Consider the following 20,744-nt stretch of genomic DNA (forward strand, 5'->3'; position numbering starts at 1 on the left):
AAAAGGCAGGAGGAAGGGAAAAGTTATGACAGACGAAAAAAGAGAGATTGAATTGTTAAGACGCGAAAACAGAGCGTTAGAGGATGATAATTTCCAGAAGTGCGAAATCATTGCTGAATTGAAGGGAAGAATCAAAAAGTTGGATCGTGAAAATCTCGGATTACGACAGCAAGTCGAAAACTTAAAAAGAAAGGAAGAAGCGCGATACAAGAGCGATGCGTGGGTTGACTAAATGAAAAATGTCATATTTGTGTGCGATGTGACTATGGCGTTGAGTTTGTTTTTGCTTGCTGTTTTTGGCAGTGATGTAGAAAGAGGATGTGCTATCATTGCGCTCGTTGTTTTGACAAAAGACTTTAGGTAGAAAGCAGGTGGATTGAATGAATAAATATCAAGAATCGCTGGATTTCCTGTGTAATCATGCGATGGAGTACATCAAGGACTTTGATTGCGAAGAATATGATTGCGGAGATTATTACCCTTTAGACGAAGAAACACTTAACGCAAATAAATCCGTGCTACAGGAGCTTATTGACAGAGCGACGCCGGTGAAGATCAATGAAGAAACGGCAACCGCTAAATTTATAGACGATCGTCCAACAACAGTCATGATATACCGCTGTCCTAAATGCGGAGGAAGAGTACACCCGTTTGATGGGGACTTGTATTGCAGGCATTGCGGTCAGGCGTTGGATTGGAGAGATGACCAATGATCCCCGCGCTGCTCGCCGTCGTATTTGTGGTTGCGGTGCTGCTGATTGATCGGATGGGAGGTGATTGGTAATGCCAATTAAAAACTATACAACAACCAAAGACGCTTTCGAGTCAGTGGGAGAAATCCAAGCTATGCTGGCTCGCAGAGGCGCTCAACGTTTGATGATCGAGTATGGCCCAGACCAGCGGGTCGTGTCGGTCAGCTTTACAATTAGTACACCCGGCGGGATTCAGGCAGTAAGACTACCATCTAATGTTGATGCCACTCTGGAGGTCCTGAGAAGGCAGAAGAAAACAAACAGTAAAGTCATTGCGACCTATGATCAGGCTGAGCGTGTGTCTTGGCGCATACTGCGTGACTGGTTGGACGCCCAGCTCGCAATTTTGGAAACTGAGATGGTCACCATCGATCAAGTTTTATTACCATACTTTATTAATCGGTCGGGCCAATCGGTGTATGAGCTATTTAACAACGGTCAGCTGATGATTGAGGGAGGAGATCGGTAATGCGCAATCTGGATAAGTACGCCACGGCCTTGTGCAAGCAGTTTACCCGCATCGATCCTTGCTGCCTCTATCGTCCTGAGCTTGGATGTGATGGCTGCGAGCTGCTGGGTATCTGCTCCAATCCTGATAAGCTGCTTGCGTTTATGATGCAGCCAGCGGATGAGGAAAAAACTGAATAGGAGGATTAGATGATAACCATCAAAGATGAGTGTGAACATTTCAAACGAGAAGCGAGGGATTACATCTATCTGCAGAAAATAAGGCCGATCCTGGACGACGAGGCTCAAAGTATATACGACAGATTGGGTATTAAATCACCTCGAATGAGAGAGGTGATTTACGAAAATGCGAGAGATCCCAAACATGATGAAAAAATTGATATCTGGGAAGCAGGAAAAAAGAAAATCCGCGAATTAGTAGCTGTTGAAACAAGAATAGAAGCTATTGACAGAGTGTTTGATCATATGAGCGATGAAAAGATCAATGGCATCTCTATCAAGGATGCGATATTCAGTCTTCTGGTCTTGGGGAGTTCTCAATCAAGTATGGCTGAAAATCTGGGTATGGATAGATCTACACTGCGAAGAAAAGTAAATCGAGAGATAAAAAAAGCTATCAGAAAATCAAAGTTGCCCCATTGGTCGGGGGTTGACGTGATATAATGATAGTGTGAAATTTTGTCGATAGTAGCGTCCCCACGATACGGGATCGGCGCGAGATCGGTAATTATGGCCAGTGCAGACGGATGGACGCATCCTATAGGCTGCCAGCGCCTGAGCCTGTGATGAGAAGCCTTTGCGCCGGGCACGGAGTAACGCTGGGCTCCCAGGTGGGAGTAAGTCACAGGATTGAATTAGGGATAGCGGTGGATGAATTCTAAGTGAACCCATCTGCGCAAGGCACTCAGCGATGGGTGCTTTTTTGTTGAAAAACACCAAAAAAAAGACATATTTTATGATTTGTAATAAAACTTTCAGTTGTAGAGCGTTACGAACTGTGCGAAAATGTGTATAATAAAAGTGGAGGATGATATGGTATGACGATTAGAGTAAGCAAGTCTTTTCGCGAAGGCATGAAGTACCCTAAGCGCAGTTCGGAGTCTATCAATTACGTGAAGGCTATTAGACAACAGTCTGTAAATGAAGCGTGGATCAATACAGGAGAGCGCATAAGAAAGGCTTTAGATGATTATGGGAAATCCTTCAGAAGAAAAGACAAATGATTTAGTCCTTGAACCTGAATCTGTCCAGGCAGCTCAAGAAACAATTGAAAAAGCGCAGAACGTTGTAGATCAGCTGGATCCAGAACAGAAAAAAGCGATTATGACACTGCAAGCGGTTGAATATCAGGGACCGCTCCCTCCGCCGCAAATGCTTCAAGGCTATGAAGATATTGAAAAAGGTCTGGCTTCAAGAATCGTAGCGATGGCCGAAAAGGACCAGCAGAAAGCATTTGAACACAGAGAAAAAGTTTTGAAGTTCCAGGGTAGAGATAGTCTTTTAGGAGCTATATTCTCATTTTTGACAGTCATCGTGACCTTAGTAGTGGGAACAATTTTGCTGCTAAATAACAAAGATGTTGGTGGCCTAGTAGCCTTGATAACTGGTGTAGGAACTATCATAAAATTGTTTCTAGGAGATCGTAACAAGAAAGATGATTCAGAAAAGCACTCTTAGCGGGGTGCTTTTTCTTTGGTTTCCAGCTCGATAGCTAGATGCGGCAGGATGTTCTTTTCCCCTCTGCTTTCTAACTTTCCTGCAAACTCACAGCCCCGCGTATCGCCTTGCGGGGTTTTAATTTACATTTGACGCGTTGACATAAATCTGGAGGTGGTGATATGACGTGATAGTAGACCCAAAACGCGAGCTTGCCCGGGAGCTTTATCTGCAGGGCAAAAAATATCAGGAGATTGCCGACGAGGTGGGCGTGTCCCTGTCCGCAGTCAAGTCCTGGGCAACCAGGTACTGGCGGGCGGAAAAGTTGCAACCAAAAAAGCAAAAAGTTGCAACCGAAGTTGCAGAAAAAGTTGCAACCAAACGGCATCGCGGCGGACAGCCTGGAAACAAGAATGCAACAGGACCGCCGGGAAACCAGCATGCCGTCAAACACGGCTTTTTTTGTAAGGTGCTTCCGGCGGAGACGCTAGAACTGGTTGAAGACCTGCAGATATTGGATCCGCTCGATGTTTTATGGCAGAATATCCAGATCCAGTACGCTGCTATCTTGCGAGCTCAGCAGATTATGTTTGTCAAAGGTCAAGCAGATAAGACTGTCGAGAAGATCGAGGTAAAAGACGGCAGCGTCATCGGAGAACGCTGGGAAGTGCAGCAGGCTTGGGATAAGCAAGCAACCTTTCTGTCAGCACAGTCTAGGGCGATGCAGACGTTGACTAACATGATCAAGCAATATGACGCGATGGTGGAGTCTGGCATGGCTAATCAAGAGCAGCGGGCGCGGATCGAGTTGCTGCGGGCTCAGGTAAATAAGCTAACCGGCACAGACCAAGAGATTGAAGATCTGAGCGAAGCAGAGGCAGAGGTCTATGGCGCGGAAAAGTAAAAAGATCGCCTTTTGCTTTGGTGAGAAGCACAAGGCATATATCCGGCGATGCGCCGAAAATACTTTTAACTTTGCGGAAGGCGCTGTGCGTGCCGGAAAGACCGTCGACAACGTCTTTGCTTTCGCGCATGAGCTGAAAACGACGCCAGACAAGATCCATCTGGCAACGGGCAGCACGATGGCCAATGCGAAACTGAATATCGGTGACGCCAACGGCTTTGGTTTAGAGTATATCTTCCGAGGGCAGTGTCACTGGGGTAAGTACAAGGACAATGAGGCGTTGTTTATCAAAGGTCCTTCTACCAGTCAGCAGCTGCGGATTGTCTTGTTCTCTGGTGGCGCGAAAGCGGATAGTTACAAAAAAATCCGTGGTAATTCCTATGGCATGTGGATCGCAACGGAAATCAACCTGCATCATCCGGATACAATTTGCGAGGCTTTTAACCGCCAGCTTGCAGCTCAGCGGCGTAAGGTGTTCTGGGATCTCAACCCTGACAACCCAAATGCTCCGATCTACACCGAATATATTGACCGGTATAGGCAGCGAGCGGAAATAGGGGAGCTGCTTGGAGGCTGCAACTACGAGCATTTTACGATTGACGACAACGTAACAATCAGCGATCAGCGAAAAGCTGAGATCAAGAGCCAATATGATCCCCAGAGTATCTGGTACATGCGGGATATTCTCGGCCGACGCATGGTGGCAGAGGGATTGATCTATCGACAGTTCGCCGAATCCTGCGAGCGCAAGGACGGCTTTTTCTTTACTCAGGATAAACCCAAGGACATTATGGAGATCAACGTTGGCGTTGACTTCGGCGGCGGTGGATCAGCCCATGCTTTCGTCGCGACGGCGATCACCCGCGGATACCAGAAAGCGGTTGTTCTATCATCGCAGCGGATTGATTGCAAAAACAGAGACATTGATCCGGATCAGCTTGGCAAGCTGTTTATCGATTTTTGCCTGGCGATCATAAACCAGTTTGGTTACATTACCAACGTTTATTGCGATAACGCCGAGCAGACATTGATTGCAGGCTTGAGAACCTCGGCGCGGAAGTCAGGTTTATCCTGGCTGCGAATTACTGACGCGCTAAAAACAACGATTAATGACCGGATCAACTTAACAACCCGACTGATGGCTATGGGACGCCTGCAGCTGATGGAAGGTTATTGCGATACGCTGGCAGGAGCTTTCCGGTCAGCAGTCTGGAATCCCAAAAATTTGACAGAAAACGAGCGTCTGGATGATGGTACAAGCGATATCGACAGTCTGGATGCTTTTGAGTACACGGTCGAAAGATCAATCAGCCGGTTCATCCGGTATGAGTAGGAGGTGATGAAATGCGATTTACAAAAGCAGCGGAGCAGATCCGCACAGCGCTGAAAAGTGATGGCGTGCTCGTGGGGGACATGTGTTTGACCTCGAAGATGGCGCAGAGCATTGAATTGTGGACAGCGCTCTTTGAAGATGATGCACCTTGGCTAAACGCGATTACTCAAAGCATGGGGTTGGCTCCAGCGATCGCCTCCGAAATGGCCAGGCTGATCACGCTGGAGCTGAAATCAGAAATTGATGGCAGCGGGCGGGCTAAGTATCTCAATGATGCCTATCAAAAAGTACTATCCCACATTCGCCAGCCGGTCGAAATGGGATGTGCAAAAGGCGGGATCGTTTTTAAGCCCTATGTTTCAGCGAGCGGGATTGTGGTTCAGACCGTACAGGCTGATTGCTTTTTCCCTGCTTCGTATGATGATACAGGGCGCCTGATCCAATGTGTGTTTGCAGAGCAGGTATTCCGCGGTGCTGATTACTACACCCGACTTGAGGTGCATACGCTGCGTAAAGGACAGCTAGAAATCAAAAACAAGGCTTATCACAGCCGAGTGGCAGAGCAGCTGGGCGCTGAGATTCCTCTGGCTGCGATCGACCAGTGGGCAGGACTCGCAGAATCCGTCGTGTTTGGTGATGTCAACAAGCTGCCGATCGGCTATTTCCGAGTACCGCTGGCCAACAACATTGACAGCAACAGTCCGATCGGCGCCTCGGTGTACTCCAGGGCGATCTCTAAGATTCGCGAAGCAGATCGGCGTTATAGCCAATTAAACTGGGAGTACGAAGCAAAAGAAACAGCAGTGCATGTGTCGGAAGCTATGCTGCAGGACAATCCTGACGGGACCAGCGCTATGCCGAAAGGCAAGGAGCGTCTGTACCGGAAACTGAAATACGAGACAGGAGCCCGGGACAAGCCACTGCTGGATACTTACAGCCCGGATATTCGCGAGCAGTCCTATCTTAACGGTCTGAACAGCCAGCTACGATCCATCGAGTTCAGCTGTAATCTGGCCTATGGTACGTTGTCGGATCCACAAAGTGTGGATAAAACTGCCGAGGAGATCAAAGCCAGTAAGCAGCGATCCTACGCCTTCGTCAGCGACGCTCAGATGGCGCTGCAGACTGCGCTGGATGATTTAATCGACGCGATGGACTTTTATGCTACGTTGTACAAATTAGCGCCAGCAGGCAGTTATCAAGTGTCATACAAGTGGGATGACAGCATTGTAATGGACGCTGAAAAAGAGCGCCAACAGGATCTGCAGGAGGTTCGCGACGGCATCATGCAGAAATGGGAGTTCCGCGCTAAATGGTACGGTGAAACTGAGGAGCAGGCGAAAGCTGCGATTGCAGCAGCGAAGGAATCCGAGGATGAAGGATTGAATTTTAATGCTTAGTCCGCAGGAACTCGGCCATCTGACTGACGACATCGAAAAAATCTGGCAGGAGCTTGAAGATGAGCTGCTGGCTGACATGGCGCAGCGGATCGTTAAAAACGATTACGCTTTCCCCTCCACTGCAGCCTGGAATAAGCGAAAGCTGGAAGAAATCGGTGTGCAATACGATTACATTGTTAGGCAGCTTAGCCGCACATTGAAGTTATCAGAAAATCAAGTTAAGCGTATCATCGGTGAGTCGGTGCATACCGCGGTTGATACGGATAATCTGATCTTTAAAGCTGCGGCAGAGGCGGGCTTGCTTGAATCGGTGGCAGATACATCAGAGTTGATATCAAAGTTTATCGCCGATGGCGTTAAATCAACCAACGGTGAGCTGCGTAATTTTGCCAGGACGTATGCAGCAGATGCCAGCAGGGCTTACGAGCACGCTATTGATCAAGCCTATCTGCAGGTGACCAATGGCTTTTACACAGCTCAGCAAGCCTCACAGACAGCGATCGAGCAGCTAGCACGGCAGGGGATCACCTCAGCGATAACGCCAAGCGGACGCCGCGAACACGCCGATGTGATCGTAAGACGAGCCGTAAGGACCGGCACTAATCAGTCAGCGCTTAAAGCTCAAGAGGCAAACTTTTTTGCGATGGAAGCCCAATTGGTCGAGGTTACGGACCATTATGGTGCCCGGCCAAGCCATGCGGAGTGGCAAGGCAAGGTTTATGAATGGACGAAGCCTGGGCAACAAAAGAAGACTTCTTATCCTGATTTTATCAGCTCTACAGGGTATGGCACTGGAGCCGGACTTGGTGGATGGAATTGTCGGCATAGCTTTTATCCATTTTTTGAAGGATTGTCTGAACGGGCCTACGAACCCCTAAACACGCAAGAAACTGATCGGGTCTACGAGTTGGAGCAGGAGCAGCGCTACAATGAGCGGATGATCCGGGAATGGACACGCCGGCAGAAAACGCTGGAAGCCGGATGTTATGATGCGAACAAAGAACGTGAGAAAGTCAAAGAATGGAAGAAGCGAAATGATAGTCTGATCAAGGCTAATCCGGACGTGCTGAAGAAGAATTATGCAAACAGTAAAGTTGCTTTTGCAAAAAGGGGTAAGACCGTACTTGAAGAATTCTTAGAGGCAGCAACGCCTAAAAAAGGAAATATATTTTTTCCAGATGACTATAACCGCAGCATACACAAAAGTGAAATTAAGGTAGCTGAATGGCTTTTAGAAAATTTTGGCGGCGATATACGTTTGCTTTCAGAATCTAAGAAGCAGGGTGTGAAAACTCCAGATTATGATTGGGATGGTAAGTTTTGGGATTTGAAAGAAATCAGCACAAACGCCGCGGCTGATTCAGCAATTAGAAAAGGATTAAAGCAAATAAGCTCTAATCCTGGTGGTATCATACTTGATTTAAAATCAGAAGACATAGAATTACCGGATCTACTTCATCGTGTCAATGACCGAATAAAAAGAAGTGCTAAAGGCACTCTGCACGTACTGGTCAAAAAAGATGATGTGCTTTTAGAAGTAATTCAGTATATAAAAAAGTGAGCCCAGCTCCGCTCGCCAATAACGGGCAAACGAATGGTACTCACAACTATTATATACCACGAATTTCAATAAAAAGCAAATTGTTAAGATCTTAATAATTATCAATTATGCCCTGGCGCAAGGCGTAAAAAGGCAGGCGAGCAAGCGGAGGCAACCCGTGTTAAAAAAGCGTAGTAGGAGGAAATTATGGAAAGAAAATTTTTAGAGGATTTAGGTATTGCATCCGATCTGGTCGACAAGATCATCAACGAGCATGGCAAAGATATCAACACCATCAAGGCACAGCGAGATACCTATAAGACCCAGCTGGATACAACCAAAGCTGAACTTAAAAAGTTCGATGGCGTCAATGTGGAAGATCTGCGCGGACAGATCACGAAGTTACAGACAGATTTATCAGCGAAGGAAAATGAGATCGCAGAAAAGCTATCAGACATCGAATTTAATTCTGCCCTCGAAAGTGCCATCAAAGCTGCGGGCGGTCGCAATGCAAAAGCGATCACCGCGCTGATCGGCGACACGAAGACACTGAAAGCAAGCAAAAATCAGGAGGCTGACATTAAGGCAGCGCTGGAAGCAGTGAAAAAAGATAATGATTATCTGTTTGAATCCGCTAAGCCGCCTTATGTAGTAGCATCCACTTCCGGAGCAGGGAAGCCGAATCCGGATGACAAAAAAGCTCAGGCTAACGAGGCTCTGAGAATGCTTATCACAGGAAAGGAGGCATAAAGAATGCCTAATATTACAAACAGAGAAGCTGCTGAGGCACTAATCCGGCAGCAGATTATTGACTCCATCGTCCAGGACGCTCCAAAAAGTTCCATCGTCATGCAGCTCGGCCGTCGGCTGCCAAACATGACCAGCAATCAGACCCGTATGCGTGTATTGGATACCTTACCAACCGCTTACTGGGTGGACGGCGATACTGGGTTTAAACAGACTTCCATGCAGGCGTGGGATAATGTTTACATCAACGCCGGCGAGTTGGCGGTCATCGTGCCAATTCCAGAAGCAGTTGTCGCCGATGCCGACACAGATCTGATCGGCGAAATTACGCCGCGAATTAACGAATCTATCGGTAAGCGGTTTGACGCGGCAATCCTGTTCGGTGAAAATCGTCCTGCCGCCTGGCAGAACGACATCATCACCGTAGCAAGACAAGCCGGTAACAATGTCGCGGATACGGCAGAAAAGGATCTGTATGACAAAATCATGTCAGAAGGCGGTCTGCTGAACAAGGTGGAAGAAGACGGCTACGCAGTTAACGGAGCGATTGCGGCGTTAGGGATGCGGGCTAAGCTGAGAGGCTTACGGACAAATGATGGTCTGCCTATCTTCAAGTCAGATATGCAAGGAACAACACCGTATGCGCTGGATGGCGCGCCGATGTACTTCCCGGAAAACGGCTCCTTTGACAAAACCATTGCACAGATGATCGTGGGCGACTTCCGTCAGTTGGTTTGGGCAATTCGTCAGGATATCACGGTAAAGATTTTGGATCAGGGTGTGATCCAGGACCCAGTGACAAAAGCAATTCAGTACAACTTGGCGCAGCAGGACATGATCGCGATCCGTGTTGTCTTCCGCGCTGGCTGGGCATTACCGAATCCGGCAACAAGACTGAATGAAGACCGCACAGGCTGCGCATTCGCTTATCTGGAACCAGCGACCCCTGTAACAACTCAGACTGTTACAATTACCGTGAAAGACGGCTCTAATGAATCCGCAAAGGCGGTCAAAGGCGCATCGGTGGATGTTAACGGTTCGATCCTGAAAACCAACGATTCAGGCGTAGCTGTATTTAACTTGCGCAAAGGGGATTACCCAATCAAGATCAAGAAAGCAGGTCACAAAACCATCAACGACATTGTCATGGTGGCTGAAGCAGATGTGTCCAAAACAATTGTTTTATCGGAGGCATAAGGCAGGCTCAGTCCTGCCTTTCTTCATCTAAGGAGTGATAACATGCAGCTTGATCTAAAATACTATAGAGAAATCTGGATGGGAACCGTGACATATGAAGAATATCCGCAGCTCGCTTCTCTGGCTGAAATGATTGTAGAGTCTTTTGCGCAGGCATATTTATCTGATGTTGATTTAGTGCCATTATCTGAGCTGCAGGGTGACTATCGTAAAGCGTTATGCGCTGAGATTGATTTTTTGCATACTATCGGTGGTGTTGATGCTGCTTTCGGAGGTCAGAACCAAACGGATCTGAAAACCTTAAAAACGGAGAACTTTGAGTTTAGTTACTCCGATCGGAAGCAGAATGAATCGGACTTTAATGGAATGCCGCTGTCACCGATAGCGCGCAGCCTCACACTAAGTGAATTAAGAAAGCAAGGGTATTTATCCTTGAAGGTGAATCAATGCTTACGCCGCGAATGCTAAGGCCCCACAGCGTGGAAATCCACAACGCTTTGCCAGAGATACCAATGGAAAGCCCAGAGGTCATCATCACACCTTTAAATCGTGTTAGTTTTGCGGGAACCGCAAAGAGCCGGCACACACAGATGGACACTCGTAACAGCGATGAGTTTGTCTGTGTTGTGGACTGTACGGATTGTGATCAATCATTTAAGGAACCAGAAGCCTGGGACAAGAACCCGGTTGGCTGGACGGCGCATGCTGATGGCGATTTTTTGATCCATGCCGGAGAAACATACACGATCAAGGGTTACCGTATCATCCGTCCGTTTGGCAACGATGCGCAGCTGGTGGAGATCTTATGTCAAAGGTAATCAAGACAGAGATTGACAGCAAGCGGATCAGCGCTCAGATGGATCAGCGCGTCCGGAAAGGCAGAATGATGCTTAAAAGTGAGATTGCCCGGGACTGTAGTTCTTATTTGCCATTCGAAAATGGCTATCTTGAAAAGAGCGTCAATCGCAGTATTGGCAAGGACGATCCTTACCTGGTCTGGGATATCATTTACGCTCGTTTTTTATATTACGGCAAGTTGATGCTGGGGGTCTCCTCACACAGCGCCTGGGCTAAAAAGTACGAGCGCAAAGTGGCGACGAATACAGATTTAAAATATCGCAAGCTGCGTCCGCAGGCCGGCCCTTATTGGTTTGAGCGGCGCAAGCCAGGGCGAATCCAAAAGTGGCTTAAAATCTTAGAAACAGAGGTGCGTAAACGATGACGGAGAAACCAGTGTTTACCGGTAAAGAGCAGGCGCAGATTCTCACCGCTCTTGTGCAGCTGGCCAATCAGTGTCCAGGGCTGCCGTGTGAGGTCTACCTGGATACGCTGTCGGAAAAAGCTCCGGCAATGTGCCTGGGGACAATGACCGGCGGCTCCAAAGCCTTCAATGTCGTTGGCGGATACACTGCAGAGTTACCGTTTACGATCAATCTGAAGATTGCAGAACGGTTTACCTTGAAAAGAATCAATGCTGTTGCAGTGCTGGGAAAACTCGGCGCTTTTTTTGAACAGCGGAAACAACAAAACGCGCTGCCGGATTTAGGTGATCGGGACGTCTGTCTGGATATCCGGATGGAAACCAACCCTTACCTTTTTGACACTGAGGAATCTGGCGGGAAAGCGCACTACCAGGCGCAATGCGTGCTGGTTTACAAACACAAAAGTGACTATGAATAGGAGGAATGAATTATGGCAGGTTTACAAAGACATCAGCGGCTCGTTTATTTAAAATGCGCCGAAGGCTATGAACTGATTGGCGAAGGATTTACCGCATTAAACGTCTCCGGAAATGCGAAGACCGAAGAAAAACACTGGGTACATGAACAGAATGCAACCGGCGGCTTGTCTGGGTATGCGCCGGCAATGGCATTTGTGTCAGAGATGGATGACACGGATCCTGTATCTCTTTATCTACAGGAAATCGCCGATACTTTCGATATCGGTGTTAAAGCGCATACTGATATTGTCATCGTGGATACCTGGAAAAATGGCACTACGTCTGGGACCAAAGCGGCTCGGAAGCAGGATGTCGTTATTTCCATCGACAACCCTGGATCTGGCGAGGCAGGCAGTGCTCTGGCGTTAACCGGCACGTTTACTTACGACGGCGATCCGGTTCAGGGCGAGTTTAATCCAAGTACAAAAACGTTTACTGAGAAATCAGCGGCTTAAGAGGAGGGCGTAATATGGCATCGTTTAAATCAAACACGCAGATTCCATTGGATATCGATGGGCATCAATTTGTGATCGATGGCATCAGTAAAACGGTCATGACTGCTGTTCAAGTTATTACCAAACGGTCTGCTGAGCTCGTTGATCGTAAAATAGATGCAAACAACAGCGTACAACTGCTTGAGCAAGTGGATGATATGGCAGCCATCTGTAAAGACTTTTTAATCTCGATCCTTGGTCTTGTCGGGTATGAGGAGCTGATGTCGGATCGTGTGGATGACGTTGCCTATTTGTCGGATGTCTGCCAGTATATCCTGCAGGAGATCACAGCAGCCAAGACCGCGCGGATTAACCGAATGATGGGGAGATCATGAGCTTCAATCTTTTGATAGACCCGCTGCCGGACAGCGTGGAGATCAAAGGTATTGATTATCCGATCAATCCAGATCATAGAACCATCATCCGGATCCTGCTTATCCTGGAGGACACAACCTTTTATGATGAGGAGCGCAGACAAATGGCGCTTTTTTTGTTTTATAAGGCAATGCCCGAGGATGAAGCCGCAGCTTTTGAGGCCATGATGGAGTTTATTCGGTGTTACAAAAAAGAGGAAAAGGTAAAGGAGGCTGGGAAGATAGCGTTTGATTTCGAGATTGATTCAGACCCAATCTTTTCCGCTTTTTTTCAAGTTTATGGTATTGATCTTACAGAGGTCGAGCTGCATTGGTTTAAGTTTATGGCGCTGTTTGCGGATCTGAACGATGGGATGCCGGCGCTGGTTAATCTAATGCAGATCCGGACTGCGGAACTAACTAACGACATGAGTAATGATCAGAAGTTACGTTTACTAGCGTTACAGAAAAAATATCGGATTAAGAAAGACGAGGATCCGCTCAGCTATAATGCTGGACTTGCGGATCAGATGATGAGAGGAGGCTGATTGGATGTACAGTGATGGCGCAGTTGTTATTGATATACGAGCCAATCAGACTGACTTTGATAATAAGGTTAAGAATTTGGCCAAGACTGCCACAGCAGCTCTTGCGGCGGTCGGCGCTACGGTTGCCGGGATGGGGGCGGCTGTGCTGGCGGTTGGAGTAGATTTTGAATCTGCTTTTGCCGGCGTGAGGAAGACGGTTAACGCTACAGATCAGGAACTGGAGCAATTTAGACAGGGCATCTTGGAGATGTCCAAAACAATTCCGTTGGCGGTGACTGAGATTGCAGGTATCGCTGAGGCAGCAGGTCAGCTAGGGATCCAAAGCGAGAATCTGCTTGCCTTTACACGTACAATGGCAGACCTCGGTGTGGCCACGAATATGACCAGTGATGAGGCGGCAACATCCCTTGCGCGTTTTGCCAACATCGTAGGGATGAGCCAGGACAATTTTGACCGGTTAGGCAGTACGATCGTTGATCTGGGTAACAATTTAGCAACGACTGAATCTGAGATTGTGGCAATGTCGCTGCGATTGGCTGGCGCTGGTGCGCAGATCGGCCTGTCTGAATCTCAGATCATGGGCATGGCGGGAGCTTTATCTTCTGTAGGCATTGAGGCAGAGGCTGGCGGTACAGCGTTTTCGACCTTGATGGCCAAGATGCAGCTGGCAGTTGAGACTGGTACAGGTCAGCTAGAATCTTTTGCTAATGTTGCAGGTATGACTACTGCAGACTTTAAAAAAGCATTTAAAGATGATGCAGCAGGAGCAATTACCGCGTTTATTACTGGATTAGGCAAAGTAAGCGAAACTGGCGATTCTGCGATCAAGGTGCTAACAGATATGGATATCACTGAGATCAGAATGCGTGACGCACTGCTAAGAGCTTCAGGGGCATCGGACGTTTTTAATAAATCGATGGATATCGCCAATGCTGCGTGGGAAGAAAATACAGCCTTGACAAAAGAAGCTGCTCAGCGATATGAAACAACGGAATCCAAAATGCAGCTGTTAAAGAATACACTGACGGAAACCGGCATCACAGCATTTGAAAAATTTAAAACGCCATTCAAGGATGCTTTGGACACAGGCATTGATTCTGTGTCACAGCTCAATGAGGAGCTGGGCAGCGGGAAGTTGGGACAGAGTGTCGATACCTTAGCTACGGGCTTTGCGGATATGACATCCACCGTTATTAAACTCGGTACCCAAGCGCTGCCGGTTGCGGTTGACTCCTTGGCGTGGATCATCAACAACGCTGGAAAGATCGCTGTTGCCGGAGGTACAATCGCTGGAGCTTTGGCAGGGAAGAATCTAATCCCTGCTGCAATTACCAATATCCAGAAGCTGCGACAAGCCTGGAAGCTGGCATCAAACTCCATTACCGCTCATGAAAAGGCGAACAGATTATCTTTGTTGGCAACTTATGGCGGGTTAAAAAAGAATGAGATGATTGTAGGTGTGCTTACAGGAAAAGTAAAACTGGCAACTATCGCTTCGGCTGCATGGAAAGCAGTAATGACACCGGCAGGCATCGGATTGATAGTCGGAGGTATTGCTGCTTTAACTGCGGGATATGTCCTGCTTAATAAAAAACAAAATGAATCCCTGGAAGCAGCGAAGGCCTATACTAAAGCAATATATGAGCAGCAAACAGCCTTTGACGATATGGCGAAGGCGTCAAGAGAGGCTTTTGCTGAATCGTCCGCGCAGGTTGAACTGGCGGAACGGTATAACAAGGAGCTGCTCTCTCAGGTAGACGCCAATGGGAAAGTGACAGGAAGTCAGGAGCGTGTGAACTTCTTGATCGATCAGCTTAATCAATTACTGCCTAATGCCGGAATCCATTTTGACGAAATGGGTGAGAAGGTGTTGGACGCTAATAATGAGGTAATCACGTTTACTGATTCAATCAACAACCTGATCGAAGCGCAGCGATCTCAAGCCTATCTTGATGCGTATCAGGATGATTATGCTGAAGCGATTCAAAATAAAAACGAATTGATGAAGAAGCAAGCCGAGCTGTATCAAGAAATCAATGAGAAACAGGCGATTTACAACGAATACTCAAAACTCGCTCATGATGCTCTGACTGAATATGATTACGGGAGTGAAGAGTATAACAATTTACTGAATAAATTCTTGGATGATAACGGCATCAACAGTATGCTTGAATTTAAGCAAGAGTTGGATGAACTGACCAAAAGCTATGAAACAGGAGCTGAAACGCTGAAAGGCTATACTGATTTAACAAGTAACTTTGAATCAATGCAGGAAGCAATCAGCAATTCGGATTGGGACAAAGCAAAAGAAATCATGAGTGGTCTCGGCTCTATCGAAACTTTCGATCCTGATAAGGGAAAAGAACAAGTTACGAATTTGGAAAATCAAGTGACCAATCTTGAAAAAATGCGGGATACAATCCAGGAAATGAAAGATAAAGGCGAGCCAATCGATGAGAGCTTTCTTGAATCTTTGGCGGAGCAAATTCAAACCGCACAAGAAGAATTGGATGAAGCCAAGCAGACGTATATGGAACAGACAGCCGTTGATTATTCCGAATATGGCACGATATCAGGCGAGAATTGGCTGGCAGGTATAATACCAGGATTTGAAACTGCCGGATCACAACAGATTGATCAAGCTCGGGCAGACGCAACACAGGCATCCAATGAGATTGTGGCTATCGCTGCTGGTACACGCCCGCCAGCGGTCATTATCCCGGTGTACTATCAGCTGATGAACAGCATTGCTGGCGTGACCGGCGGCGGAGGGGCGTCGTATGATGACACGCAAACGGGGCAGAGTGTCTTATCTGCCTTTAGCGGAGGTTTGATCAGCATGTCTGATCGGGCACGATCGGCAATGGCCGGATTATCCAACGCGGTGCAGTCGCGGGCCGTTAAACTGGATCAGGTCAAATATCCTGCAGCTGCAGGTATTGATCAAAAGGTAGAGGTGAATCAAGTCAATCATTTTAATTTGCCAGTTGAGCGGCCAAGCAAGACTGCAGATAAGATCGCTGAGGTCAATCGAGAATTAGGGAAGATCTTGAAAGGAGGGTAAGGATGGACACGACATATTTACTGCTGACCTTTGTCCGTAATGACGGCCGTCAGCTGCAGATGGGCTGCGGCTGTCCGCTTAAAGTTGTAAAGGTAAGTGGGATAGAGAGCCCGGCTTACTCCGTCCATACTGCCTCCAGCGCTGTGGAGCCTGGCAGCTATGTTACCGGCAAAAAAGTTGAGGAGCGCGAGATCAGCGTTACCTTTGGTGTGGATGACTGGCAAAACCGGGAATTGTACCGGGCTCAGATCGTCAGCTTTTTTAATCCGACAAAGTCCTACACGCTGCGGTTAAACTGGTGCTATAAGCAGGTGCAGATCGGCTGTGAGCTGCAAGGCTTCAAATTCTCCGAGATTGAAAGCATGTGGGGAATCTTGGAGGGAAAGCTGGATCTGCTTTGCCCTTATCCTTACTGGTCAGATCTTGACAACTTCGGAAAAAACATCGCAGCGATCACCGCTCAATGGGCTTGGCCGGTCAGCTTCGCAGCCCTAAAAAGTACCCATCATGAGGCGGGGAAGATCTATGGATTTAAAACTTTCAAAAATGAGGTCAATCTGCCGAATAAAGGGGATGTGCCAACTGGGATTGTGATCCAGTTTACGGCCGCCCGTGGAGCTGTTAAAAATCCGAAAATTACCAAGTTGTCCACAGGTGAATACTTACGGGTTATCGTTGATATGCAAAAAGGAGACATCCTCATCATTGATACCAACAAGGGACGTAAAGGCGTCAAACTTAATGGTGAGATGATTTCCCGCAGACTGGATAAGCTAAGTACTTATTTCTCCATTGATGGCCCTGACAATATCATTCAGTATGATGCCGATGAGAACTATACCAATCTGGACGTTTATCTGTATTATCAATCTAAGTATCTGGGGGTGTGATCATGGAGTTATTATTACTTGACAGTGCTTTCGATGAGCTTGGCCGGGTAGATGATTTTGAGAGTTTGCAATGGATTTCCAGGTACTATGACGTCGGCAGCTACAAACTGATTTTAGACGTCTCCGCTTTTGATCTGTTTATGTCTGCGGTTTATCTTTATCGGCCGGATTCCGGTCAGTTGGCCTGGGTTGAGGATGTCTTGTATAAAGTCAGTGATAGTGGTAAGCAACAACTGCAGATCACCGGGCGATTGATTGAGTCGCTGCTGGATGATCGGGTAATCGATACGGAGTCCAATTATACGGGCACGGTGGCTGAGATCGCTCGTCAGATCGTCAAAAAGTATTTTGTGGATACGGCAGGCCGGCAATTCGCAAGTCTTCAGATCGGTACGATTCCTTCGCTGACGGAGAGCATATCCAGGCAGTACAAGGGTGACAAGGTTGGCGAGGCTTGTTATGAGCTGCTTAGAGAGGCAGAGCTGTCGCAGCGGATCCGGTTCGATTACCTCAACAACACATTGATTTATGAGGTGTGGCAGGGACTTGACAGGACGCAGAACCAGATCGCAAACGAGTGGGCGATCTTTTCAGATAATATGGAAACGATCACGGATTTTGGATACGAACGGGATATCACGGATCACTGTAATTTTGCCTATGTCGTAGGCGATGAGATTACCGTTGAGATTGATCAAACCCACGGTGCTCGCCGCCGGGAGCTGTATGTCCATGGATCCACGTCACGTAAAAATGATGATGGCAGCGCAATGACCGATGTACAATATCGGGAGAAGCTGCGCCAGGAAGGACTAGAGAAGCTTAAGGATAAACAGGTGGCCGAGGTGCTGAACGGCACTGCAAACAGCAAGAATCTGCAGTATCGCGTTGATTACAACCTGGGCGACCTCTGTACCTGTATTAATCAGCAAATTGGAAAACTGACCGATAAACGAATTGTAGAAGTAAAGGAAGTTTTCGAAGACGGAAATGTAGAGATTCTGCCGAAGTTCGGTGAGGACACGGTAACGATTACGTCACTGATCCGGAGGGCTGGTTTATGATTGAAATAGAGCAGCGCTTAATCAAACAAGAGCATTGGCCTCGAAAGTGTCCGGTATCGATCATTCCGCGGTACATCACCATCCATGAAATGAATACCTGGCAAGACGCGGAAGCTTGCGCGAAGTATGCGGCACGATCATTGGATCCCAGCGCGGCTCACATTTACGTTGATGAATGCCAGGCTATCCAGATCATCCCCTTGGATCGTTGTGCCCAGGCATGTGGCGATCGTGATGGTTCAGGCAACAGAGAGTCTATCTCGATTGAGATATGCCGCTCTGAGGCGCCGGGGAATCTGTATTATCAGGCTATGGCCAACACAATAGTGCTTGTCAAGCAGCTCATGGATCAGCTGCAGATCGCTCCAGATCATGTCGTGAGGCATTACGACTGGACAGGGGCGAATTGCCCTAAACGAATGTTAAAAGAAGGTCTGTGGAGTGTGTTTCTCCGCAGCCTTTTTGATGAGAAAGGAGGAAACGTATGATCAGCTTTCCTTACAATGCCAATATCACCGGTTACGACAGTGACGGGATGCCGATCTTTGATCGCGCGATAGACGCCTTAACTCAACGGCAGCTCACCAAACTGTTTTATACCAATGGAGTCCATGCAGATAACAATGGTCAGAGCAACTTTAAAGTTAACGCTGGCACCGGCATGACGGTCGTCGTAGATCCGGGATCCTGCTGTATTGAGGGTGCTTACGGCATCGAGGATGAGCGGCGTACTCTGGCGATCCAAGCGGCTGACAGTATGGATCGGATTGACCGAGTTGTCATCCGGTTGGATGACGCAGAACGCAAGATTGATCTTTATGTGCTCAAAGGCACGCCTGCAAGTGTACCCGCAGCTCCTGCGCTGACCCGGCCGGTCAGCGGCGAGTCAGGGGATATTTATGAGCTGGGCATTGCCGACGTGTTCATCTCCAAAAATACAACAACGATCGCTCAAGACCGTATCACAGATACAAGGCTTAACGCATCACTGTGCGGTATTATTGGTACGCCAAATACGGTAATCGATGCCAGCAACTACTACACGCAGTTTCAGGCTGCGTTGAATCGTAACGAGGTTATTTTTAAAACTTGGTTCTATACGATCAAGGGGATTTTAGGGCAGGATGAGGCAGGCAATCTGTTAAACCTGATCAATGATCTTGAATCAAGGATGATCACAGATCATAACACTGTGATCATCGTCCCCACAACGGCCACCTGGACGCAGCTGACAGCGGACAATGCAGCCACTCTGGATCCACAGTACAAGGCAGGCCCTGATCCTAACCTAAAATATCCATGGTTTACTGATATATCCTTCAGCTGCAGTGAGGATGATGAAATCTATCCGGAGTGGGACGCGGACACCGCGGAACTCGGCTGCCTTGGTCCCTGCATCAAGGTAACCACCAACAAGCTGCGGATTTACTGCAATGCAGATATGACCGGCACCCAGCTGCGGGCTTACCAGTACACGAAACGCAAGAGGAACGCAGTATGAGGCAGGGGAATACTTACTCCCTGGCCATTGAGCTGCAGGATGACACAGGATCCGTAATAGATATTGATCTGGTGGACAGAGTTGAATTTGTTTTCGGGCCGGTAAGAAAAACATACCCCGAAGACGCGAAATTTGATCGCGAACTTGGGCAGTTCATCGTTGGCCTGACGCAGCTGGATACCTTTAAGCTGGATCATGTAGTTGCGTGCCAGGCCAGGATCAAGTTTAAAGATGGTACAGTAGTGGGAACGGGAATTATCCGGGAAGCTGTCTATGAATCAATTTCAAAGGAGGTACTGTGATGGCCGCTAAGATGGAATTCAGAAAACAAGAGAAAGTGATCGTTATGAAAATGGATCCTTACAGTGGTGCTGGAATGGGGAGTAAAGATTACGAAACGCTTTACAACAAACCACGCATCTCTGGTGTGGAGCTGGCAGGGGATAAAGACTTCGACGAGCTAGGAATGGAACGAATGACAAATACAGATATTTTTAATCTGATAGGAGGACAAAATTCAAATGGCTATTAAATATCTTGATAATGATGGTTTGCTTTACCTTTGGGGGTTAATTAAGGCTCAGGTGTCCAATGCTGCAGCCACAAAAGTGGATAAAGAATCTGGCAAAGTTTTATCCTCAAATGATTACACAGATGATGAGAAGTCGAAGCTTGGAAATGTTGCAGCAGGAGCTCAGGTCAATAAGATTGAGACGATCAAAGTCAACGGCGTTGTGCAGGACATTAAAACCAAAGAGGTCGATATCACCGTACCGACGGATAATGCAAGTCTGGCCAATGGCGCTGGGTATCAAAAGGCTGCTGAGGTACAAGCAGCGATCAATGAAGCCCTCAGCGGGATCACGGGGATTGACTTTCAGATCGTTTCTGCGCTGCCGGCGACAGGCGTCAAGGGCACGATCTATTTGATGGCACACAGTCACGGAACAGGGGACAGCTATGATGAGTATATCTGGCTGCCAACATCCAGCAAATTTGAAAAAATCGGCAACACAGACATTGACTTGTCCGGATATCTTAAAAAGACAGATATGGTTGCGATCACCAATGCCGAAATTGACACAATCACCGCTTAGTAAGGCGGTGATTTTA

Annotated in this window: 27 protein-coding genes; all 27 read left to right on the forward strand. The window is 47.6% G+C overall.

The window, feature by feature from the left end:
- Positions 1 to 25 precede the first annotated feature (25 nt).
- The 27 genes from DWY25_RS04515 (at position 26) to DWY25_RS04645 (ending at position 20,728) form a co-directional block, all read left to right on the forward strand.
- Entirely contained in the window at positions 26 to 232 is a 207-nt protein-coding gene (locus tag DWY25_RS04515; RefSeq protein ID WP_117894237.1) for a hypothetical protein, read from the forward strand.
- Positions 233 to 380: 148 nt separating this feature from the next.
- Entirely contained in the window at positions 381 to 713 is a 333-nt protein-coding gene (locus DWY25_RS04520) for a hypothetical protein (protein ID WP_117894238.1), read from the forward strand.
- Between the two features lie 70 nt (positions 714 to 783).
- Complete coding sequence (locus tag DWY25_RS04525; protein ID WP_117894239.1) at positions 784 to 1,221, forward strand: hypothetical protein; 438 nt, start codon at positions 784 to 786, stop codon at positions 1,219 to 1,221.
- On the forward strand, positions 1,221 to 1,400 hold the full coding sequence (locus DWY25_RS04530) for a hypothetical protein (protein ID WP_117894240.1): 180 nt from the start codon (positions 1,221 to 1,223) through the stop codon (positions 1,398 to 1,400). The genes DWY25_RS04525 and DWY25_RS04530 overlap by 1 nt, the downstream gene beginning before the upstream one ends.
- Positions 1,401 to 1,409: 9 nt before the next feature.
- Positions 1,410 to 1,883: a hypothetical protein gene (locus DWY25_RS04535; RefSeq protein ID WP_117894241.1), complete on the forward strand. Its 474-nt coding sequence runs from the start codon at positions 1,410 to 1,412 to the stop codon at positions 1,881 to 1,883.
- A gap of 522 nt (positions 1,884 to 2,405) precedes the next feature.
- A complete protein-coding gene (locus tag DWY25_RS04540; RefSeq protein WP_220412915.1) occupies positions 2,406 to 2,897 on the forward strand; it encodes a DUF2335 domain-containing protein in 492 nt (163 codons plus the stop codon).
- A 166-nt stretch (positions 2,898 to 3,063) separates the two neighbouring features.
- Positions 3,064 to 3,780 (forward strand): phage terminase small subunit, encoded by a 717-nt coding sequence (gene terS / locus DWY25_RS04545; RefSeq protein WP_117894242.1) that lies wholly within the window; start codon positions 3,064 to 3,066, stop codon positions 3,778 to 3,780.
- Complete coding sequence (locus tag DWY25_RS04550) at positions 3,764 to 5,113, forward strand: PBSX family phage terminase large subunit (RefSeq protein ID WP_117894243.1); 1,350 nt, start codon at positions 3,764 to 3,766, stop codon at positions 5,111 to 5,113. Before terS ends, DWY25_RS04550 begins: the two co-directional genes overlap by 17 nt.
- Positions 5,114 to 5,124: 11 nt before the next feature.
- On the forward strand, positions 5,125 to 6,513 hold the full coding sequence (locus DWY25_RS04555; protein WP_117894244.1) for a phage portal protein: 1,389 nt from the start codon (positions 5,125 to 5,127) through the stop codon (positions 6,511 to 6,513).
- Entirely contained in the window at positions 6,506 to 8,074 is a 1,569-nt protein-coding gene (locus tag DWY25_RS04560) for a phage minor capsid protein (RefSeq protein WP_117894245.1), read from the forward strand. The genes DWY25_RS04555 and DWY25_RS04560 overlap by 8 nt, the downstream gene beginning before the upstream one ends.
- Positions 8,075 to 8,260: 186 nt before the next feature.
- Entirely contained in the window at positions 8,261 to 8,803 is a 543-nt protein-coding gene (locus tag DWY25_RS04565) for a phage scaffolding protein (protein WP_117894246.1), read from the forward strand.
- A 3-nt stretch (positions 8,804 to 8,806) separates the two neighbouring features.
- Complete coding sequence (locus DWY25_RS04570; RefSeq protein ID WP_117894247.1) at positions 8,807 to 9,997, forward strand: phage major capsid protein; 1,191 nt, start codon at positions 8,807 to 8,809, stop codon at positions 9,995 to 9,997.
- A gap of 42 nt (positions 9,998 to 10,039) precedes the next feature.
- Positions 10,040 to 10,465: a hypothetical protein gene (locus DWY25_RS04575; protein WP_117894248.1), complete on the forward strand. Its 426-nt coding sequence runs from the start codon at positions 10,040 to 10,042 to the stop codon at positions 10,463 to 10,465.
- Positions 10,466 to 10,509: 44 nt separating this feature from the next.
- Positions 10,510 to 10,815 carry a hypothetical protein gene (locus DWY25_RS04580; protein WP_147336659.1) on the forward strand — a complete coding sequence of 102 codons (306 nt, stop codon included), beginning with the start codon at positions 10,510 to 10,512 and terminating at the stop codon, positions 10,813 to 10,815.
- Positions 10,803 to 11,219 (forward strand): minor capsid protein, encoded by a 417-nt coding sequence (locus tag DWY25_RS04585; RefSeq protein WP_117894250.1) that lies wholly within the window; start codon positions 10,803 to 10,805, stop codon positions 11,217 to 11,219. The genes DWY25_RS04580 and DWY25_RS04585 overlap by 13 nt, the downstream gene beginning before the upstream one ends.
- Positions 11,216 to 11,677, forward strand: coding sequence for a hypothetical protein (locus DWY25_RS04590; protein ID WP_117894251.1), 462 nt, complete (start codon positions 11,216 to 11,218; stop codon positions 11,675 to 11,677). Before DWY25_RS04585 ends, DWY25_RS04590 begins: the two co-directional genes overlap by 4 nt.
- 12 nt (positions 11,678 to 11,689) lie before the next feature.
- Positions 11,690 to 12,172: a hypothetical protein gene (locus DWY25_RS04595; RefSeq protein WP_117894252.1), complete on the forward strand. Its 483-nt coding sequence runs from the start codon at positions 11,690 to 11,692 to the stop codon at positions 12,170 to 12,172.
- A gap of 14 nt (positions 12,173 to 12,186) precedes the next feature.
- Positions 12,187 to 12,546, forward strand: coding sequence for a hypothetical protein (locus tag DWY25_RS04600; protein ID WP_117894253.1), 360 nt, complete (start codon positions 12,187 to 12,189; stop codon positions 12,544 to 12,546).
- Entirely contained in the window at positions 12,543 to 13,112 is a 570-nt protein-coding gene (locus DWY25_RS04605; protein WP_117894254.1) for a Gp15 family bacteriophage protein, read from the forward strand. The genes DWY25_RS04600 and DWY25_RS04605 overlap by 4 nt, the downstream gene beginning before the upstream one ends.
- 4 nt (positions 13,113 to 13,116) lie before the next feature.
- Positions 13,117 to 16,176, forward strand: a complete 3,060-nt coding sequence (locus tag DWY25_RS04610; RefSeq protein WP_117894255.1) for a phage tail tape measure protein — start codon at positions 13,117 to 13,119, stop codon at positions 16,174 to 16,176.
- Between the two features lie 2 nt (positions 16,177 to 16,178).
- Positions 16,179 to 17,066 (forward strand): phage distal tail protein, encoded by an 888-nt coding sequence (locus DWY25_RS04615; RefSeq protein ID WP_117894256.1) that lies wholly within the window; start codon positions 16,179 to 16,181, stop codon positions 17,064 to 17,066.
- A gap of 2 nt (positions 17,067 to 17,068) precedes the next feature.
- Positions 17,069 to 18,130 carry a siphovirus ReqiPepy6 Gp37-like family protein gene (locus DWY25_RS04620; protein ID WP_117894257.1) on the forward strand — a complete coding sequence of 354 codons (1,062 nt, stop codon included), beginning with the start codon at positions 17,069 to 17,071 and terminating at the stop codon, positions 18,128 to 18,130.
- Positions 18,127 to 18,618 (forward strand): peptidoglycan recognition protein family protein, encoded by a 492-nt coding sequence (locus DWY25_RS04625; protein ID WP_117894258.1) that lies wholly within the window; start codon positions 18,127 to 18,129, stop codon positions 18,616 to 18,618. The genes DWY25_RS04620 and DWY25_RS04625 overlap by 4 nt, the downstream gene beginning before the upstream one ends.
- Positions 18,615 to 19,631: a hypothetical protein gene (locus DWY25_RS04630; protein ID WP_117894259.1), complete on the forward strand. Its 1,017-nt coding sequence runs from the start codon at positions 18,615 to 18,617 to the stop codon at positions 19,629 to 19,631. The genes DWY25_RS04625 and DWY25_RS04630 overlap by 4 nt, the downstream gene beginning before the upstream one ends.
- A complete protein-coding gene (locus DWY25_RS04635) occupies positions 19,628 to 19,933 on the forward strand; it encodes a hypothetical protein (RefSeq protein ID WP_117894260.1) in 306 nt (101 codons plus the stop codon). The genes DWY25_RS04630 and DWY25_RS04635 overlap by 4 nt, the downstream gene beginning before the upstream one ends.
- Complete coding sequence (locus tag DWY25_RS04640; protein WP_117894261.1) at positions 19,933 to 20,163, forward strand: hypothetical protein; 231 nt, start codon at positions 19,933 to 19,935, stop codon at positions 20,161 to 20,163. Before DWY25_RS04635 ends, DWY25_RS04640 begins: the two co-directional genes overlap by 1 nt.
- The gene (locus DWY25_RS04645; protein WP_117894262.1) at positions 20,153 to 20,728 is read left to right on the forward strand and encodes a hypothetical protein; all 576 of its coding nucleotides are present in this window, start codon (positions 20,153 to 20,155) and stop codon (positions 20,726 to 20,728) included. Before DWY25_RS04640 ends, DWY25_RS04645 begins: the two co-directional genes overlap by 11 nt.
- The last annotated feature ends 16 nt before the right edge of the window (positions 20,729 to 20,744 follow it).

Origin of the sequence: Holdemania filiformis (assembly GCF_003459085.1) — a bacterium.
Taxonomy (GTDB): Bacteria; Bacillota_I; Bacilli_A; order Erysipelotrichales; family Erysipelotrichaceae; genus Holdemania; species Holdemania filiformis.

Coding starts and splice junctions, on each gene's coding strand:
- DWY25_RS04515 (WP_117894237.1), top strand. CDS start 26: ATGACAGACGAAAAAAGAGAGATTGAATTGTTAAGACGCGAAAACAGA.
- DWY25_RS04520 (WP_117894238.1), top strand. CDS start 381: ATGAATAAATATCAAGAATCGCTGGATTTCCTGTGTAATCATGCGATG.
- DWY25_RS04525 (WP_117894239.1), top strand. CDS start 784: ATGCCAATTAAAAACTATACAACAACCAAAGACGCTTTCGAGTCAGTG.
- DWY25_RS04530 (WP_117894240.1), top strand. CDS start 1,221: ATGCGCAATCTGGATAAGTACGCCACGGCCTTGTGCAAGCAGTTTACC.
- DWY25_RS04535 (WP_117894241.1), top strand. CDS start 1,410: ATGATAACCATCAAAGATGAGTGTGAACATTTCAAACGAGAAGCGAGG.
- DWY25_RS04540 (WP_220412915.1), top strand. CDS start 2,406: ATGATTATGGGAAATCCTTCAGAAGAAAAGACAAATGATTTAGTCCTT.
- DWY25_RS04550 (WP_117894243.1), top strand. CDS start 3,764: ATGGCGCGGAAAAGTAAAAAGATCGCCTTTTGCTTTGGTGAGAAGCAC.
- DWY25_RS04555 (WP_117894244.1), top strand. CDS start 5,125: ATGCGATTTACAAAAGCAGCGGAGCAGATCCGCACAGCGCTGAAAAGT.
- DWY25_RS04560 (WP_117894245.1), top strand. CDS start 6,506: ATGCTTAGTCCGCAGGAACTCGGCCATCTGACTGACGACATCGAAAAA.
- DWY25_RS04565 (WP_117894246.1), top strand. CDS start 8,261: ATGGAAAGAAAATTTTTAGAGGATTTAGGTATTGCATCCGATCTGGTC.
- DWY25_RS04570 (WP_117894247.1), top strand. CDS start 8,807: ATGCCTAATATTACAAACAGAGAAGCTGCTGAGGCACTAATCCGGCAG.
- DWY25_RS04575 (WP_117894248.1), top strand. CDS start 10,040: ATGCAGCTTGATCTAAAATACTATAGAGAAATCTGGATGGGAACCGTG.
- DWY25_RS04580 (WP_147336659.1), top strand. CDS start 10,510: ATGGAAAGCCCAGAGGTCATCATCACACCTTTAAATCGTGTTAGTTTT.
- DWY25_RS04585 (WP_117894250.1), top strand. CDS start 10,803: ATGTCAAAGGTAATCAAGACAGAGATTGACAGCAAGCGGATCAGCGCT.
- DWY25_RS04590 (WP_117894251.1), top strand. CDS start 11,216: ATGACGGAGAAACCAGTGTTTACCGGTAAAGAGCAGGCGCAGATTCTC.
- DWY25_RS04595 (WP_117894252.1), top strand. CDS start 11,690: ATGGCAGGTTTACAAAGACATCAGCGGCTCGTTTATTTAAAATGCGCC.
- DWY25_RS04600 (WP_117894253.1), top strand. CDS start 12,187: ATGGCATCGTTTAAATCAAACACGCAGATTCCATTGGATATCGATGGG.
- DWY25_RS04605 (WP_117894254.1), top strand. CDS start 12,543: ATGAGCTTCAATCTTTTGATAGACCCGCTGCCGGACAGCGTGGAGATC.
- DWY25_RS04610 (WP_117894255.1), top strand. CDS start 13,117: ATGTACAGTGATGGCGCAGTTGTTATTGATATACGAGCCAATCAGACT.
- DWY25_RS04615 (WP_117894256.1), top strand. CDS start 16,179: ATGGACACGACATATTTACTGCTGACCTTTGTCCGTAATGACGGCCGT.
- DWY25_RS04620 (WP_117894257.1), top strand. CDS start 17,069: ATGGAGTTATTATTACTTGACAGTGCTTTCGATGAGCTTGGCCGGGTA.
- DWY25_RS04625 (WP_117894258.1), top strand. CDS start 18,127: ATGATTGAAATAGAGCAGCGCTTAATCAAACAAGAGCATTGGCCTCGA.
- DWY25_RS04630 (WP_117894259.1), top strand. CDS start 18,615: ATGATCAGCTTTCCTTACAATGCCAATATCACCGGTTACGACAGTGAC.
- DWY25_RS04635 (WP_117894260.1), top strand. CDS start 19,628: ATGAGGCAGGGGAATACTTACTCCCTGGCCATTGAGCTGCAGGATGAC.
- DWY25_RS04640 (WP_117894261.1), top strand. CDS start 19,933: ATGGCCGCTAAGATGGAATTCAGAAAACAAGAGAAAGTGATCGTTATG.
- DWY25_RS04645 (WP_117894262.1), top strand. CDS start 20,153: ATGGCTATTAAATATCTTGATAATGATGGTTTGCTTTACCTTTGGGGG.